The 17,534-nt window shown below is 65.5% G+C and carries 14 protein-coding genes and 2 pseudogenes; 10 read left to right on the top strand and 6 right to left on the bottom strand.

The annotated features are described in order from the left end of the window. A partial coding sequence (locus AC2VOG_RS18585; RefSeq protein WP_486941305.1) for a sensor histidine kinase occupies positions 1-1,495 on the top strand: 1,495 nt, incomplete at its 5' end. Between the two features lie 14 nt (positions 1,496-1,509). Here the strand turns inward: AC2VOG_RS18585 and AC2VOG_RS18580 are convergent. Next, entirely contained in the window at positions 1,510-2,415 is a 906-nt protein-coding gene (locus tag AC2VOG_RS18580; protein ID WP_486941304.1) for a universal stress protein, read from the bottom strand. 461 nt (positions 2,416-2,876) lie between these two features. Here AC2VOG_RS18580 and AC2VOG_RS18575 point away from each other — a divergent pair, with 461 nt between their 5' ends. Next, positions 2,877-3,002, top strand: coding sequence for a hypothetical protein (locus AC2VOG_RS18575; protein WP_486941303.1), 126 nt, complete (start codon positions 2,877-2,879; stop codon positions 3,000-3,002). After that, complete coding sequence (locus AC2VOG_RS18570; protein ID WP_486941302.1) at positions 3,002-5,425, top strand: phosphoketolase family protein; 2,424 nt, start codon at positions 3,002-3,004, stop codon at positions 5,423-5,425. Before AC2VOG_RS18575 ends, AC2VOG_RS18570 begins: the two co-directional genes overlap by 1 nt. A 52-nt stretch (positions 5,426-5,477) precedes the next feature. Here AC2VOG_RS18570 and AC2VOG_RS18565 read toward each other — a convergent pair whose 3' ends face one another. Then, positions 5,478-6,368, bottom strand: coding sequence for a universal stress protein (locus tag AC2VOG_RS18565; protein ID WP_486941301.1), 891 nt, complete (start codon positions 6,366-6,368; stop codon positions 5,478-5,480). Between the two features lie 132 nt (positions 6,369-6,500). Then, positions 6,501-7,622 carry a PQQ-dependent sugar dehydrogenase gene (locus tag AC2VOG_RS18560; protein WP_486941300.1) on the bottom strand — a complete coding sequence of 374 codons (1,122 nt, stop codon included), beginning with the start codon at positions 7,620-7,622 and terminating at the stop codon, positions 6,501-6,503. A gap of 166 nt (positions 7,623-7,788) precedes the next feature. Here AC2VOG_RS18560 and AC2VOG_RS18555 point away from each other — a divergent pair, with 166 nt between their 5' ends. After that, entirely contained in the window at positions 7,789-8,643 is an 855-nt protein-coding gene (locus tag AC2VOG_RS18555) for a DoxX family protein (protein ID WP_486941299.1), read from the top strand. Here AC2VOG_RS18555 and AC2VOG_RS18550 read toward each other — a convergent pair whose 3' ends face one another. Next, positions 8,644-9,051: a PH domain-containing protein gene (locus tag AC2VOG_RS18550; protein WP_486941298.1), complete on the bottom strand. Its 408-nt coding sequence runs from the start codon at positions 9,049-9,051 to the stop codon at positions 8,644-8,646. 262 nt (positions 9,052-9,313) lie between these two features. Here AC2VOG_RS18550 and AC2VOG_RS18545 point away from each other — a divergent pair, with 262 nt between their 5' ends. From AC2VOG_RS18545 to ilvC, 3 genes are read left to right on the top strand one after another with little or no spacing between them, the layout of a single operon-like run. Further along, positions 9,314-11,182, top strand: coding sequence for an acetolactate synthase large subunit (locus tag AC2VOG_RS18545; protein WP_486941297.1), 1,869 nt, complete (start codon positions 9,314-9,316; stop codon positions 11,180-11,182). Then, positions 11,182-11,694, top strand: coding sequence for an acetolactate synthase small subunit (ilvN, locus tag AC2VOG_RS18540; protein ID WP_486941296.1), 513 nt, complete (start codon positions 11,182-11,184; stop codon positions 11,692-11,694). The genes AC2VOG_RS18545 and ilvN overlap by 1 nt, the downstream gene beginning before the upstream one ends. Before the next feature lie 54 nt (positions 11,695-11,748). Beyond that, on the top strand, positions 11,749-12,750 hold the full coding sequence (ilvC, locus tag AC2VOG_RS18535; protein WP_486941306.1) for a ketol-acid reductoisomerase: 1,002 nt from the start codon (positions 11,749-11,751) through the stop codon (positions 12,748-12,750). Between the two features lie 55 nt (positions 12,751-12,805). Here the strand turns inward: ilvC and AC2VOG_RS18530 are convergent, their stop codons facing one another. Continuing rightward, complete coding sequence (locus AC2VOG_RS18530; RefSeq protein WP_486941295.1) at positions 12,806-13,291, bottom strand: DUF4262 domain-containing protein; 486 nt, start codon at positions 13,289-13,291, stop codon at positions 12,806-12,808. A gap of 249 nt (positions 13,292-13,540) precedes the next feature. Between AC2VOG_RS18530 and serA the strand changes: the two genes are divergently transcribed. Both serA and AC2VOG_RS18520 read left to right on the top strand, forming a co-directional pair. Beyond that, positions 13,541-15,127, top strand: coding sequence for a phosphoglycerate dehydrogenase (gene serA, locus AC2VOG_RS18525; RefSeq protein ID WP_486941294.1), 1,587 nt, complete (start codon positions 13,541-13,543; stop codon positions 15,125-15,127). Continuing rightward, positions 15,124-16,134: a 3-isopropylmalate dehydrogenase gene (locus AC2VOG_RS18520; RefSeq protein ID WP_486941293.1), complete on the top strand. Its 1,011-nt coding sequence runs from the start codon at positions 15,124-15,126 to the stop codon at positions 16,132-16,134. Before serA ends, AC2VOG_RS18520 begins: the two co-directional genes overlap by 4 nt. A 133-nt stretch (positions 16,135-16,267) precedes the next feature. On the opposite strand, the pseudogene AC2VOG_RS18515 reads toward AC2VOG_RS18520, so the two are convergent. Continuing rightward, positions 16,268-17,344 (bottom strand): annotated as a pseudogene (locus AC2VOG_RS18515) (MFS transporter); the annotation flags it as partial. Between the two features lie 94 nt (positions 17,345-17,438). On the opposite strand from AC2VOG_RS18515, the pseudogene AC2VOG_RS18510 reads away from it, so the two are divergent. Next, positions 17,439-17,534: pseudogene (locus AC2VOG_RS18510) on the top strand (fumarylacetoacetate hydrolase family protein); the annotation flags it as partial.

Below are 17,534 nucleotides of genomic sequence, written 5' to 3'. Positions count from 1 at the left end.
TGGGGCCCGCTATGGCGCGCTCGGGGTGCGGGGGAGCGGACCTGATTTGGCGGCGTTCATCCACGAGGGAATCGATGCCGAAACGCGGGAGCGGATTGGGCATTTACCGGAGGGTCGCGGCGTCCTAGGGGTGTTGATCGACGACCCGAAGCCGATCCGGCTGGACGACATCGCTCATCACCGGTCGTCGGTCGGTTTCCCGCCACATCATCCTCCGATGCACGCTTTCTTGGGGGTGCCCATCCGGATCCGCGACGAGGTGTTCGGCAACCTCTATTTGACGGAGAAGGTGAACGGCCAGCCTTTCAGCGAAGACGACGAAGTGCTCGTCGAAGCGCTCGCGGCTGCGGCCGGCGTTGCCATCGACAACGCGCGACTCTACGAGCAGTCCCGAGCCCGGCAGGCCTGGGTCGCCGCAACCCGTGACATCGCAACGAAGCTGCTGTCGGGCACCGACCCCGCCGCCGTCTTCCGGATGGTGTCCGAGGAGGCCCTGAAATTGTCCGAAGCTCGATCGACTTTCGTTGCGGTGCCAGTCGACTCGGACTCGCCAGCAGCGGAGATCACCCAACTGCTGATTACTGAGTTGGCGGGCGAGCTGCCCGCATTCACGCAGCCGCCGACGATCGCTGTCCGCGGGACTCAGGTCGGTGACGTCTTCTTCAACCGCACTCCGCGCCGGTTTGCCCGGCTTGAGCTCGAGATCGGCGGCGTGCAGATCCAGCCGGGGCCCGCGTTGGTATTGCCTTTGCGCGTAGCCGAGAAGGTTGCCGGTGTGCTCGTTGCGTTGCGCCTAAGCCGAGCAACGGCATTCACCCAAGACGAGGAAGACATGATGTCGGTCTTCGCCGACCAGGCCGCAGTGGCCTGGCAATTGGCCACGGCGCAGCGCGCCGCGCGCGAGTTGGACGTGGTGACTGACCGGGACCGCATTGCTCGCGATCTGCACGACCATGTTATCCAACGGTTGTTCGCGGTAGGGCTTGCGCTCCAGGCGACTATTCCGCGGGCACGGTCGTCAGACGTCCGACAACGGCTTTCGAGCTACGTTGATGATCTGCAAGCCATCATCGGAGAGATTCGCACCACGATATTCGATTTGCACGGGCCGACTACCGGCATGGCGGGGTTACGCCAGCGACTCGATGAAGCTGTTGCTCGGTATTCCAGCGAAGAATTATGCATCACTACCCAATTCGTTGGACCGCTCTCGGTGGTCGGTATCCCGCTGGCCGAACATGCCGAAGCCGTTGTGCGTGAGGCCGTGAGCAACGCCGCCCAGCATTCGGATGCGACCGAGCTCCATGTCACCGTCAAAGTCGCGGACACTCTTTCCATCGAGGTGAGAGACGACGGTCGCGGAATCTCCGAGCGCACCAAGCGTGACGGCCTGACGAACCTGCGCCACCGCGCTCAGCAAGTGAACGGCGAGTTCAGCGTCGACACTCCCGAATCCGGCGGTACGGTCCTGCGTTGGACCGCGCCGCTGGATTAGCCCTGTCCGGGCCGTCAGCGTTGTCGAGCGACAATCACCGGCACCCCGGCGGCATGCACCACCGTGGTGCTCACTGAGCCCAACAGCATGCCCGAAAATCCGCCACGACCATGGCTTCCGACAACGACAAGCTGAGCGGACTCCGCCTCCTGCAGCAGGTGCAGCGCCGGATTGGCGTAGACGATTCTGCGTTGCACAGCCACGTCGGGATAACGCTCTCGCCAGCCGGCCAATCGTTCGGCCAGGGCTTCTTGCGCAACTTGTTGCAGCGCCGACCATTCCAGGCTCGGGACGTCAGCCACCTCCCCATGAGACCAGGAATGCAACGCAACCAAGTGGACTCCACGCCAGGACGCTTCGTCGAAAGCGATGCCCGTCGCCAACTCTGATGCCGGCGACCCGTCGATGCCGACCACCACCGGCAGCTGCGCGGGCGGCAGCGCGGTGACGGGGGAATCGTCGTGAATCACCGCCACCGGGCTGTGCGCGTGATGCACCAATCCAGTGCTGACCGATCCCAGCAAAAGCCGGCCCACGGTCCCTCGCCCGCGGCTGCCCACCACGATCATCGTCGCGTCTTTGGACAGGTCAGCCAGCGTGGGAATCGTCGCGCCGAAATACACTTCGGAACGAATCTGGCGGCGAGCCAGGCTGGGAGCACTTTCTTCGGCTACTCGGATCGCCGCCGATATGAGTTCTTCGGCCTGTTTTTCGCGCCAATCGCCGTTTCCGGCCAGCGGCGGGAGGGGGCCTCCGCTCAGGCTCACCAGGCCCCACGGCGGCGTCGCGACGACGTGGATGATGTCCAGTGGGATATTGCGCATGGCGGCTTCGCGCGCGGCCCAACCCACCGCTTTGTCAGATGACGGCGATCCGTCGACACCGACGACGATTGCGTGTTGTCCTGCGAGATCAGACATTGCCGGCTCCTGTGTTATTCCAGTGTTCGGGCTTGACGTTCATAACGCTTGGTACGTTCGCTGTGCTCGGGCAGGAGCAACACGTCCTAATCCGCTCGGCGGTAAAGCATCTGGCGTTTTGCCGCGGAGGCAAGTCGAGATTGACCCGGAGGCGACGCGCTGGCCGTGTGGTGGCGCTTCACCGCGAGTTCATTGATGCCCCGGGTGGACTTCTCCGTCGATTGTTTCTCCGCGGGGTTGGTGTTGACCAGGGCCGAAGGTCCCGAACTTCGCGGTGAGCGGTTGCGTTCGCTTTCGATTCGGCCGCGCGAGACGGCGTTCCGCCGGCAGCGATCTCGCCCGTAACTGAGGTGCGGTATAGGGTCCAACGTCCGCTGCCGCGAAGCCCTCGGCCTCCTACCCTTGGCGGTGAGGTTTGGGTAGCGTCGATTGGGTCTACTGCCGGCGTCAGGGGAGCGGTCATGGCCAACGAATCAACGCTTCGAACGATCGTGGTCGCCGTCGACGGTTGCAAGGCGGCCCGCAGTGCGGCTCAGTTCGCCGCCGCGGACCACGATGGCCACCAGCGTCTGCAAGGAAGTGCCTGATGAGAAAATCTGATTCTGGTCCCGGGACCGGGCTGGCCGCAGGCCCCCTCACTCGTGATCAATTACACCTCGTCGACAGCTACTGGCGCGCCGCCAATTACCTGTCGGTCGGTCAGATCTACCTGCTGGATAACCCGCTGCTGGCCGAACCGCTCTCAGCGGAGCACATCAAGCCCCGACTCTTGGGTCATTGGGGCACGACGCCCGGGCTCAACCTCATCTACGCGCACTTGAACCGGATCATCCGGCAGCGTGATGCCGACGTCATCTACGTCACCGGGCCAGGCCACGGCGGCCCCGGCCTGGTCGCCAACGCATACCTGGAGGGCACCTACAGCGAGATTTACCCGGGAATCGAGCAAAATGCGTCTGGTCTCCGGAAGCTGTTCCGGCAGTTCTCTTTTCCGGGTGGCATTCCCAGCCACGTTGCCGCCCAAACGCCGGGGTCGATTCATGAGGGCGGCGAACTGGGTTACTCACTGGTCCATGCCTACGGCGCGGCTTTCGACAACCCCGATCTGGTGGTCGCATGTGTGATCGGTGACGGTGAAGCCGAAACCGGGCCGCTGGCCGCCAGCTGGCATTCCAACAAGTTCCTCAATCCCGCGATCGATGGGGCAGTTCTACCGATTCTGCATCTCAACGGATATAAGATCGCCAACCCAACTGTGCTGAGCCGCATCCCGGCCGAAGAACTGGACGCGCTCATCCGCGGATACGGACATCGCCCGATCACCGTGGCTGGCGACGATCCAGCCGTGGTGCACCAGTTGCTTGCCGCAGCCCTCGATGAAGCATTTGACTCGATCGCACAGATTCAAAGCGCGGCCCGCAGTGACGGGCTGACCGAGCGTCCCGTGTGGCCGATGATCGTGCTCCGCACCCCGAAAGGCTGGACCGGGCCTCGATGCGTCGACGGCAAACAGGTCGAGGGCACTTGGCGTGCTCATCAGGTTCCGCTGGCCGAGACTCGCGACAATCCAGCACACCGGGCGCAGCTTGAGGACTGGCTGCGCAGCTATCGCCCGGAGGAATTATTCGACGAGCGGGGAGTGCTGCGCCCCGAACTGCAGGCCGTGCGGCCGATCGGGCCTCGTCGGATGAGCGCCAACCCGCATGCCAACGGTGGACAGCTACTGCGTGAATTGGACTTGCCCGACTTCCGGAGCTACGCCGTGGCCGTCGACCAGCCGGCCAGTAAAACAGCAGAAGCCACAAGAGTTTTGGGTGGATTCCTGCGTGACACTATTGCCCGCAACCCGGACCGGTTCCGTCTCATGGGCCCTGACGAGACCGCGTCCAACAGACTCACCGCGGTATTCGAATCGACCGACAAAGTTTGGCTTTCCGCCATCGATCCGGTAGACGAAAACCTCGCACCCGACGGCCGGGTGATGGAGGTGCTCTCCGAGCATCTGTGCCAGGGCTGGCTCGAGGGCTACCTGCTGACCGGCCGACATGGTCTGTTCAACTGCTACGAGGCGTTTGTGCACATCGTCGATTCGATGTTCAACCAGCACGCGAAGTGGCTATCAACCAGCCGCGAGCTCACCTGGCGGCCGCCAATTGCCTCGCTGAATTACCTACTGAGTTCTCATGTCTGGCGCCAAGACCACAACGGCGCGTCTCATCAAGATCCCGGTTTCATCGACCTGGTGGCCAACAAGCGGCCCGAGGTCGTGCGGGTCTACCTGCCCCCCGACGCCAACACCCTGCTCTCGGTCACCGACCACTGCCTGCGTAGCCGCGACTACGTCAACGTGATCGTGGCCGGGAAGCAACCCTCGCTGACCTACTTGACGATGCACGACGCGGTTTTGCACTGCACCCGCGGCCTCGGGATCTGGCAATGGGCCAGCACGGCCACAGCCGAACCCGATGTCGTGCTGGCCTGCGCCGGCGACGTCCCGACCCTGGAGACACTGGCCGCCGCCGACATCCTGCGGCGCGAACTGCCCGCCCTGCAGGTACGCGTGATCAACGTGGTCGACCTGATGCGCCTGCTGCCGGATACCGAGCACCCACACGGGCTCACCGATCCGGAGTTCGACGCGCTGTTCACCAACGACAAGCCGGTCGTCTTCGCCTACCACGGCTACCCGTGGCTCATCCATCGCCTGACCTATCGCCGCAACGGGCACCGCCACCTCCACGTTCGTGGATTCAAAGAACGCGGCACTACCACAACGCCTTTCGACATGGTGATGCTGAACGATCTCGATCGCTACCACCTGGTCATGGACGTCATCGACCGAGTTGACGGGTTGGCCGAACGGGCGGCGGGACTGCGTCAGAAGATGATCGACGCGCGGCTGTCCGCGCGTCGCTACACCCGCGAACATGGCGAAGACGATCCTGAGATCGCGGGGTGGACCTGGTCGCCGAAGGTCCCGCACGCCAGGTGGAAACGTACGGACGCATAGCCGGGCGCGGACCACGGCACCGGCATGCGCCGACAACTCGCCATACCGCGGGTTACTCGGGGGCTCGCGCCACGACTACCGGGGTGTGAGCCGATTGCACCACAGCGTTGCTCACCGAGCCCCACACCATGCGGCCGGCGAAATTCCGACCATGACTGCCGAGCACGACCAGCTGGGCGGATTTCGAGGCCTCGACAAGGGCGCGGGCCGGCGACTCGCAGACGAGTGACTTGGTGACGTCGACGTCGGGATATCGCTCTTGCCAGCCCGCCAGTGCCTCGCTCAGGAGACGCTCCTCTTCGGCTTTGACCTGTTGCCAATCAATACCGGGAAGTTCGATGAGCTCCTTGTCGCTCCAGGAATGGAGGGCAACCAGCCCGACGCAACGGCGCGCGGCCTCGTCGAACGCGATCTTGATGGCGAGCTCTGCGCTTGGCGAGCCGTCGACCCCGATCAGGACGGGCCGCCGATCGGGCTGCGCTGCCGCCTGGTGTTCGTCACGAATCACCGCGACCGGACAATGGGAATGTCGTACCAGCCCCGAGCTGACCGAGCCGAGCAGGCCCCTGGTCAATGCGCCGCGACCGTCGGAGCCCACGACGATCAATTCCGTGTGTCTGGACAGCTCGATGAGTTTGGGAGTGATTGCCGCAAAAAGGAGTTCACCATCGATGTGAATCCTGGGATCGGTGCCGACAACCCCGTGGGCGATCTTGGCGGACTCTGCCAGCACCCTGCGGCCCTCCGCTTGCTGCCATCCCCGCACCTCCTCGAGGACCAGGATCTGCGACCAGGTCGAGGCCTTCGGGTTCGCCACATGGACGAGAGTCAGCGGTAGCTCGCGCATCGCCGCATCACGGGCAGCCCAGCTGACCGCGGCATCGGATGCCGCCGACCCGTCGACTCCGACGATGACGCCGTAATGCGTTGTGGTGGGTGACATCTTCGTTGTCCTCTCGTCGAGGACAACGTTACGAAGGTCGCGTCTGCAGGGCGCGGGGCTTTGGTCCTCGCTGCGAGGGTTGTTGGTCCCCCTGACGCGCGCCGCTTCCTGCTCGCGGCGCTGTGCGCCGAGTTAGGTCTTGTCGTCGTTGGCCCTCGGGAAGCCACCGCCCTGCGGGAACAGCGGGAACACCACGTCGTCGAGCCGCTGGGCGTCGCCAACGGTCCTGTTGATGGTGTCGCCCCAGATGTTGCCATCCGGCGACATCCGCAGCGCCCACGCGTGTCCGTGGGTGTCCTGGCGCACCACGTCGGGCTGACCGGTGACGGCTCCCGTGCCCTGCGCGAGATGGATGGCGACCGTCTGTTTGGTGTTGACCAGGTTGATCAGCACGGTGCCGTCCAGCGCCGAACAGCCCGCGACCCCAGGCCGATCCGGCCAGGTCCATACCGTGGAAACCTTGGAGTCCTTGGTGATTCGTTGCAGACGGTCGGATGTGGGTGTGCGGTCGGCGATGAAGAGTGAGCCGTCGACTGGGTCGATACACATGCCGCCGCCCACGCCGAGGCCGCTGAGCGCCGTGGTTGGAGGCGCCTGGTTGACCGTGGTGGGCTGCTCGATGCGAATCACCTTGCCTGCCAGCGATGCCGGGTCATTGGCCAACGCAGGGTTGCCCGCGTCGCCGGTCATTACGACCAGTGTGGTGGGGCTAGTGAACAACAGTGCGCCGGTATTTCCGTTGGCGCCCTTGGGGATTCCGGTCAGGATGTCCTTGGGAATATCGCCGTCGGCGACCCGAATGACCCGGTTGTCGGTCGGGGTGCTGATGTAGGCATACATTAGCCGATCTTGGGAGTACGTCGGCGAGAGCGCGATGTCCATCAATCCGCCATCGCCGGCCGGGTCGACGGGGATGACGACTTTCACTTTGGGCTCGGCGTTGACGGCCACCTCTTTGACCGCCCCGGTCCTGCGCTCGGCGACCAGAGCCGACTTGCTGTCGGGCCGCATCAGCAGGCCGCTGGTGCTATCCAGGCAGCCCTGCATCACTCCGGGCGCCGGGCATTCCTTCGGGAACGGCTTGTCGGGCAGCGGTGGTGGCGGTGGGGGCGAGGAGCTCGGCGCGCCATGCCGCTCGGGTTCGGTGGTGAACGGCTGCGACTGCAGGTCGTTGAACTGGGCGCATCCGGTCAGGACGAGCATTGCCGAGCAGAGCGCAGACACACCGCGCATCCTCGACCACCACAACCGCATGGCTGCCAGATTACGGACATGCGCGCGCCTGCGCCCGTGACGGGTACCGCGCGTCCGCCGAGGTTGCCTGCCAAAGCCCGCCCGCGCGACGCTGTGAGCAAATTGCAATCGCGAATGCCCCGCTCAAATCCCCGATTCGCAGGAGTTTGCCTTTACCCTCAGACGCGTGAGCAGTCAATCGAAAGACGCACATTGGCACCGGCCGGACTCATCCGGGCTGCCAACTGCTGAACGGCAGACCGCCGCGCAGCTGGTCGATCCCGAAGACGACCTGCCGCCAGACGCTTATGCAGGCGATTTCGACACGACCCTGATCCCGCACTATGACCCGACCGACTCCGGCAGCGTCCGCTCGTCGAGCAGCGGCGCCGGCGTGATGGGCGGCCACGAACCGTTGCCCTACCAGCCGCAGCTCACCGGCCGGCAGGCGGTGTTCATGCCGGAAGGGATGGGCGTCCACGAACACTTCGACGACGAGCGCGTTCGTGCCGCCAGCCGTCGCGGTACCCAGCATCTCGGCCTGCTGATCCTGCGAGTGGGCCTCGGTGCCGTTTTCCTCGCCCACGGTCTGCAGAAGTTGTTCGGCTGGTGGGGCGGACAGGGCCTGGCCGGCTTCAAGAACGCCATAGCCGGCGTCGGCTACCAGCACGCCGAGATTCTCACCTACTGCGCCGCCGGCGGCGAGATCGCCGCTGGCGTGCTGTTGGTGCTCGGCCTGTTCACGCCGATCGCCGCTGCCGGGGCGCTGGCCTACCTGACCAATAGCGTGCTCGCGGGAATGTCGGCCCAGCACGGTCATCGCTCTTTTCCGTACTTCCTGCCGAACGGCCACGAGTACGAGATCTCCTTGATCGTGATGGCCGTCGCCGTCATCCTCGTCGGTCCCGGTCGCTACGGGTTCGACGCCGGCCGCGGCTGGGCCCGCAGGCCGTTCCTCGGTTCGTTTGCCGCGCTGGTGATAGGCGTCGGCGCCGGCGTCGGGCTCTGGGTTTTGCTCAACGGCGCCAATCCGGTGGGCTAGTTACCGGTCCGCGTAGGGATTGGGCACTCGCCCGGCGCTGGCCCTGGTCAACTGCGGCAAGGTGGCAAACGTGACCGCGGGTAGCCGCACGTTGTGGCCGTCTTTCAGGTGAGCCCGTCCCCACGAGCCCCTGCTGAATCGCAGGCCCTCGATGTCCTCCCAGCGCATCGATCGGCTGCCCAGTAACGTGCGCACGGTGACTCCGGTGTGGTCGGCCCGCGTGCGTAGCCGCACGATCAACGCCGACAGCAGCACCGGGATGATGAGCAGCGGAGCCGTCACCGGCCAGGTCAACACCGGCACGAGCAGTCCGAGGGCAAAGAATCCCACTGCGAAGTGGGCCATCGGCGAAACGTTGAGCACCACCGGCGGGGTGCCTGCGGTGTCCTCCGCGGAATCGGTGGCCATGCATGCATCATGGCATCGCGCCGGTCGGCGATCCCGATAGCCACCGGAATTTGACGTTTGACCAGTACGGCGGCTACCGTCGTGGAGCGATGAACACTTCTGGAGAGCTCGTAGTAATCCGTATGCGCGTTGGTGCCTGACTGATCGAGTCGACCAACGCGCAACCCTCGTGCAGCCGCTGAGCTGACGGGGGTTTTTTGTTGCCCACCCCTTTCCAGAGCACACGCAGGACCAACAGGACCCAGAGGACAAAGAGGACACCGTGAGCGCACCCGCCAAGCCTGCGTCGCAGGATGTCGCCCGTATCGCCTCCGACGCGGCAAAGCCTGCTGCCAAGCCGCCGACGGTTCGCCCGAAACATGTTGCGCCTGAGCAACTCACCGGAGCACAGTCGGTCGTCCGGTCGCTGGAGGAGCTCGACGTCGAGGTCATCTTCGGTATCCCCGGTGGCGCCGTGCTTCCGGTCTACGACCCGCTGTTCGACTCGAAGAAGCTACGTCACGTGCTGGTTCGCCACGAGCAGGGCGCGGGTCACGCGGCCAGCGGCTACGCCCACGCCAGCGGAAAAGTGGGCGTGATGATGGCCACCTCCGGTCCCGGCGCCACCAACCTGGTGACGCCGCTGGCTGACGCGCAGATGGACTCCATCCCGGTGGTTGCGGTGACCGGCCAGGTCGGACGTTCGCTGATCGGGACGGACGCCTTCCAGGAGGCCGACATCTCCGGCATCACGATGCCGATCACCAAGCACAACTTCCTGGTTCGCGACGGCGACGAGATCCCCCGGGTGATGGCCGAGGCCTTCCATATCGCGGCCAGCGGTCGCCCGGGCGCGGTGCTCGTCGATATCCCGAAGGACGTGCTGCAAAGCCAGTGCACATTCAGCTGGCCGCCGCGGATGGACCTGCCCGGATACAAGCCGAACACCAAGCCGCACAACCGGCAGATCAACGAGGCGGCCAAGCTGATTGCCGCAGCCCACAAGCCGGTGCTTTACGTGGGCGGCGGGGTGATCCGGGGCGAGGCATGCGAGCAGTTGCTCGAACTTGCCGAGCTGACCGGAATTCCCGTCGTCACTACGCTGATGGCACGCGGCGCCTTTCCTGACAGCCACCGCCAGCACCTGGGCATGCCGGGTATGCACGGCACCGTCTCGGCAGTGGCGGGCCTGCAGCGCAGCGACCTGCTGATCGCCCTGGGCACCCGTTTCGATGACCGGGTCACCGGGCAACTCGACTCGTTCGCCCCCGACGCCAAGGTCATTCACGCCGACATCGACCCCGCCGAGATCGGTAAGAACCGGCACGCCGACGTGCCGATCGTCGGTGACGTCAAGGCCGTCATCACCGAGTTGATCGGGGCGCTGCGACACCACAGGGACTCCGGCACCGCGCCCATCACTGACATCGCCGAGTGGTGGACGTATCTCGACGAGGTGAAAGCCACCTACCCGTTGAGCTATGGGCCGCAGAGCGACGGCAGCCTGAGCCCGGAGTTCGTGATCGAAAAGCTGGGCAAGATCGCCGGTCCCGACGCGGTGTACGTCGCCGGCGTTGGGCAGCACCAGATGTGGGCGGCGCAGTTCGTCTCCTACGAGAAGCCGCGAACCTGGCTCAACTCAGGCGGTTTGGGCACCATGGGGTTCGCCATCCCGGCGGCCATGGGCGCCAAGATGGCCCGGCCCGACGCCGAGGTCTGGGCGATCGACGGGGACGGCTGCTTTCAGATGACCAACCAGGAACTGGCCACCTGCGCGATCGAGGGTGTGCCGATCAAGGTCGCGCTGATCAACAACGGCAACCTGGGCATGGTCCGTCAATGGCAGACCCTGTTCTACCAAGAGCGCTATTCGCAGACCGACCTGGCCACCCATTCGCGCCGGATCCCGGACTTCGTCAAGTTGGCCGAGGCGCTGGGGTGCGTCGGATTGCGTTGCGAGCGTGAGGAAGATGTCGCAGACGTGATAGCGCAGGCCCGGGCGATCAACGACCGTCCGGTGGTCATCGACTTCATCGTCGGCGCCGACGCGCAGGTGTGGCCGATGGTGGCCGCCGGGACCTCCAACGACGAGATCCAGGCCGCCCGCGGCATCCGCCCGCTGTTCGACGACGGCATCGAGGGGCACGCCTGATGAGTACGACGACGAGGACGCACACCCTTTCGGTGTTGGTCGAAGACAAGCCCGGTGTGCTGGCCCGTGTCGCGGCGCTGTTCTCACGGCGCGGGTTCAACATCGAGTCGCTGGCCGTCGGCGCCACCGAGCAGAAGGACATGTCGCGGATGACCATCGTGGTCTCCGCCGAAAGCACCCCGCTCGAGCAGATCACCAAGCAGCTCAACAAACTGATCAACGTGATCAAGATCATCGAGCAGCACGACAACAGCTCGGTGTCGCGTGAGCTGGCGCTGATCAAGGTCCGCACCGATGCGGGAACCCGCGGCCAGGTGATCGAAGCGGTGAACCTGTTCCGCGGCAAGGTGATTGACGTGTCGCCGGAATCGCTGACCATCGAGGCGACCGGTGACCGCGGCAAGCTGGAAGCGTTGCTGAAGGTGCTCGAGCCGTTCGGCATCCGTGAGATCGTCCAATCCGGAGTGGTCTCACTCTCCCGAGGCCCACGCGCCATCGGTACCGCCAAATAACCCTCTAGTTCGAAAAAAGCCGACACAGAAGGAGACATTCACGTGGCTTTGGAGATGTTCTACGACGACGACGCAGACCTGTCGATCATTCAGGGCCGCAAAGTCGGTGTGATCGGCTACGGCAGCCAGGGCCATGCGCACTCGTTGAGCCTGCGCGACTCCGGGGTTCAGGTGCGGGTGGGCCTGAAAGAGGGCTCCAAGTCGCGAGCCAAGGTCGAGGAGCAGGGCCTGACCGTCGACACCCCCGCCGAGGTGGCCAAGTGGGCCGACGTGATCATGCTGCTGGCGCCCGACACCGCGCAGGCCGAGATCTTCTCCGGCGACATCGAGCCCAACCTCTCCGACGGCGACGCGCTGTTCTTCGGCCACGGGCTCAACATCCACTTCGACCTGATCAAGCCGCCTGGCAACGTGACCGTTGCGATGGTGGCCCCGAAGGGCCCGGGCCACTTGGTGCGTCGGCAGTTCGTCGACGGCAAGGGTGTGCCGGCGCTGATCGCCGTCGACCAGGACCCGACCGGCAACGGCGAGGCGTTGGCGCTGTCCTACGCCAAGGCGATCGGCGGTACCCGCGCCGGGGTCATCAAGACCACCTTCAAGGACGAGACCGAGACCGACCTGTTCGGTGAGCAGGCCGTGTTGTGCGGTGGCACAGAGGAATTGGTGAAGACCGGTTTCGACGTGATGGTCGAGGCTGGCTATCCGCCGGAGATGGCCTACTTCGAGGTGCTGCACGAGCTCAAGCTGATCGTCGACCTCATGTATGAGGGCGGCATCGCGCGGATGAACTACTCGGTGTCCGACACCGCGGAGTTTGGTGGCTACCTGTCGGGCCCGCGGGTGATCGACGCCGACACCAAGGAGCGGATGCGCGGCATTCTGCGCGACATCCAGGACGGCACCTTCACCAAGCGGCTGGTCGCCAACGTCGAGGGCGGCAACAAGGAGCTCGAGGCGCTGCGCAAGGAGAACGCCGAGCACCCGATCGAGGTCACCGGCAAGAAGCTGCGCGATCTGATGAGCTGGGTCGACCGGCCGATCACCGAGACCGCTTAGCTTCCGGCTTCGTCGAGATCGACGTTAGCGCGACAAGTTTCGGCGTGTCGTCGCGCTAGCGTCGATCTCGATGCTCCGGCGGGTCGACTCGGACCCCGAACACCGGCTGCAGCACCCCATCGTTGCTGAATTCCGCGCACCACGGCCGGTGCCCTTGCTCGTCGGGCCAGACCAGCTGGAGGGCCCGCAGATCAGGGCCGTAGATGGAGTACGCGAATTTCAAGTGGGCGATTGGGTGCTCCACTTGGACGAAGTCGAGCAGGAGCTCACCGCCGATCAACATCCGCTCGCCAGGTACCGGTCGCCCACCCTTGAGGAGATAGCCGGCGACGGTGCTGAGCACCAGGTTGGCCCGCTCGGGCGGCATCCCCGTCACAAACAGCTCGGGTAGGCCGCGCTCGTGTAATCCGATCGTGTAGGCGAACGGCCTACGGTCGTCCTCGATGAACATCGGGGTCCAACCGTTCTCTTTGACCCTCTCGTAGAGGAGTTCCAGCCACTCCTGCGTAGTGGCCTCAGGGTGATCACATTTCCAGCACATTGGGCATCTCTCCTATCGTCGCGCTTGTCGACAGGATTCACCTGGGTACCGACACTTCTGGACTCTGAGCCGAACGTGCACTCACCGCGAAATTTTGGGCCTTTTCTCGCACTGAATGCACGTTCGGCGCTGCTAGTTGCCGCGATCGGAGACCGTGGCGCAATCTGGCCCAACCGCGACACGGCTCATGGCGGTGACCCGCTGCGCCCGGCTTCGCCGCGCTTGCGATCACCGCCTAGGCTGGCCTGCGTGAGCCTGCCTGTTGTTCTCATCGCTGACAAACTTGCCGAATCAACCGTTGCCGCACTGGGCGACCAGGTCGAGGTGCGCTGGGTAGATGGCCCCGACCGGCCGAAGCTGCTTGCGGCCGTGCCCGAGGCCGACGCGCTACTGGTCCGCTCCGCGACCACCGTCGACGCCGAGGTGCTCGACGCCGCGCCGAAACTGAAGATCGTCGCCCGCGCCGGCGTCGGTTTGGACAACGTGGACGTTGACGCAGCCACCGAACGCGGTGTGCTGGTGGTCAACGCACCGACGTCGAACATCCACAGCGCGGCCGAGCACGCCGTGGCGTTGCTGCTCTCGGCCGCCCGCCAGATCCCCGCGGCCGACGCCACGCTGCGCGAGCACGCCTGGAAGCGCTCGTCGTTCTCGGGCACCGAAATCTTCGGCAAGACCGTCGGAGTGGTCGGGCTGGGCCGGATCGGACAGCTGGTCGCGCAGCGGCTGGCCGCGTTCGAGGCCCGCATCGTGGCTTATGACCCGTACGTATCAGCGGCGCGCGCGGCGCAACTCGGCATCGAGTTGCTGCCGCTCGACGAACTGCTCGGCCGGGCCGACTTCATTTCGGTGCATCTGCCGAAAACATCTGAGACGGCCGGGCTGATCGACAAAGACGCGTTGGCGAAGACCAAGCCCGGCGTCATCATCGTCAACGCCGCCCGGGGCGGATTGGTCGACGAGGCTGCGCTGGCCGACGCCATCTCCAGCGGACACGTGCGGGCCGCCGGTCTCGACGTGTACTCCAAGGAGCCGTGCACCGACAGCCCGTTGTTCGAGCTGTCCCAGGTCGTGGTGACACCACACCTTGGTGCCTCGACCGAAGAGGCCCAGGACCGGGCCGGCACCGACGTCGCGGCCAGCGTCAAGCTCGCACTGGCGGGGGAGTTCGTCCCCGACGCGGTCAACGTCGGCGGCGGAACGGTCAGCGAAGAAGTGGCGCCGTGGCTGGACCTGGTGCGCAAGCTCGGCGTGCTGGCCGGTGCGCTCAGCGACGAACTGCCGGGGTCGCTATCGGTGCAGGTGCGCGGCGAGCTGGCTTCCGAAGATGTTGAGGTGCTGCGGCTTTCGGCCTTGCGAGGCTTGTTCTCGGCAGTCATCGAGGACCAGGTGACGTTCGTCAACGCGCCGGCGATCGCCGAAGAGCGTGGGGTGGCCGCTGACCTCAGCACCGCCACCGAAAGCCCCAACCACCGTAGCGTCGTCGATGTGCGTGCGGTGGCCGCTGACGGTTCGGTCGTCAACGTGGCAGGTGCGCTGTCCGGTCCGCAGCAGGTCGAAAAGATCGTGCAGATCAACGGGCGCAACTTCGACCTGCGCGCACACGGCATCTACCTGGTCATCAATTACGCCGATCAGCCCGGGGCGCTGGGCAAGATCGGCACCTTGCTCGGTGCGGCGGGCGTCAACATCCAGGCCGCTCAGCTGTCCGAGGATGCCGAGGGCCCCAGCGCGACAATCCTGCTGCGCATCGACCGCGACGTCCCCGCCGACGTCCGCGCCGAGATCTCCTCGGCTGTGGCGGCCAACAAGCTTGAAGTGGTTGACCTGTCGTGAAACTCGCCATCATCCCGGGTGACGGGATCGGCCCCGAGGTGATCGCCGAAGCGGTCAAGGTTCTCGACGCGGTACTACCCGGTGTGGAGAAGACGCATTACGACCTGGGCGCCAAGCGTTTTCACGCGACCGGCGAATTGCTGCCCGAATCGACGATCGCCGAACTTCGCAAGCACGACGCCATCTTGCTGGGCGCGATCGGCGACCCATCGGTGCCCAGCGGGGTGCTGGAGCGAGGGTTGTTGCTCAAACTGCGATTCGAGCTCGACCACCACGTCAACCTGCGTCCGGGCCGGTTGTATCCGGGGGTGAGTAGTCCGTTGGTGGGCAACCCCGACATCGACTTCGTGGTGGTCCGCGAGGGCACTGAGGGTCCCTACACCGGGACCGGCGGCGCGATCCGGGTCGGCACCGCGCACGAAGTGGCCACCGAGGTCAGCACCAACACCGCGTTCGGGATCCGTCGCGTCGTGGAAGACGCCTTCGCGCGGGCCCAGCAGCGCCGCAACCACCTGACCCTGGTGCACAAGACGAACGTGCTGACCTTCGCCGGGTCGCTGTGGTCGCGGACGGTCGCCGAGGTGGCCACAAAGTATCCGAGTGTCGAGGTGGCCTACCAGCACGTCGACGCGGCCACCATTCATCTGGTCACCGACCCCGGCCGCTTCGATGTGATCGTCACCGACAACCTGTTCGGCGACATCCTCACCGACCTGGCCGCCGCGGTGTGCGGTGGTATCGGGTTGGCGGCCAGCGGAAACATCGATGCCACCCGGACCAACCCGTCGATGTTCGAGCCGGTGCACGGCAGTGCGCCCGACATCGCCGGTCAGGGTATCGCCGACCCGACAGCAGCGGTTATGTCGGTGGCGCTACTGCTTTCCCACGTCGGCGAAGACGCTGCCGCCGCGCGAGTGGACCGGGCCGTGGCGTCCCATCTGGCCAGTCGCCCGAGCGGAAAGCTCTCCACCGCCGAAGTCGGCGAAAGGATTGCGTCCGCGCTCTAGTCTCCAGGCCGGGTGGCAGTGTCCGGGCCGGAACGATGGGTACCGCCAGAAGCGGAAGCAGCGCGGTGAGAACGAACGCCGGCGGATAGCCGTGAGAGGCGATCAGCCCACCGAATACCGGAGGCGCGCCGGCGGCCATCAAGCGCTGATAGGTGTTCTGCAGGCCCAGTGCGCGGCCGCTCCAGAACGGGCCGGCGTACTCGGTGATCGCCGTCGACTCCAGGCCATTGTCGAGCACGGCGATCACCGAAGCCGCGAGCATCAACGGCACCGCGATCGACGAACGCAGGTGATCGGCCAGCGCGAGACCGGCCAGCACCAGCACCCCTGCGGCCGACATGACGCGCACGGGTCGCAATCGTGACCCGACCCGGTCCGACCACCGGCCGACCAGCACCCGGCCCGCCGCGCCGAGCAACTGCGACACCGTGACCAGGCCGCCTGCCAAGGCGATCGAGCAGTGATAGTTCGTGATCAGCCAGATCAGCATGAATGTCACGGTCACCGTCTGGGGGACCATCAGCAGGGCCGAGGCCGCATGGATGCGCCGCAGCACCCACGAGCGGCGGTACGGGTTTGCCAACTCCTGCTCGGTGGCTTCGTGCCATTCTTTGCGGGGTGGGTCGGTAATGGCGGCGACGCTGAGCACCGCCGAGACCGCGCACAGGGCCGCAGGGAAAATCAGCGCTTGCATCGCCGATCTACTGGCATCGGCGAGCGCCGGAATCACCAACGCGCCCAGCGCAATTCCAAGCGGCTGTGCGGTTTGACGGACGCCCATCGCCAGACCGCGCTGCTCGGGTGGAAACCATCCGGAGACCAGCCGGCCGCCGGCCGAGTTGCAACTGGCGGCCGCCATGCCGCCGATGAACAGCCACACCGCGAACGCGATCATGGTGTGCACGGTGGTCGCGGCGTAGGCCGCGCCCGCCGTCAGCGCCGAGCCGACAGTCAGCACGACCCGTTCGCCCACTCGGTCCAGCAGGTAGCCCCACAGGATCAGCGTCGCCACCATGCCGAAACTCGGCATCGACGACAGCAACCCTGCCTCGGCCAGCGGTGTGCCCAGATCGTCTTCGAGGGCGGGGATCATGAACGCCACACCGTTGATGAAAACGAAGGCGCTCGCGGTCACCAACAGCGAGACGACGACGATAACCCAGCGTCGTCGCGGGCTGAGTCCGACCGCGGCGGACGGGTCCGTCGGCATTGATCAATGCTCGCACAGCCGGGCGATTGCGTGCAGTCGAAGGGGCATCCGGCCCGGATGTGCGCTCCGGCCGGCGCTCAGTAGGCTGAAGCGAATGCGCCTTGGCCGAATTGCCAGTCCCGATGGCGTCGCGTTCGTCTCCATCGAGGGCGAATCCGACGACATGACCGTCCGCGAGATTGCCGAACAC

The sequence above is a fragment of the Mycobacterium sp. TH-M11 genome, from assembly GCF_057473725.1.
Note: the sequence above shows the minus strand (reverse complement) of the source record. Positions and strands in the feature narration are given on the sequence as shown.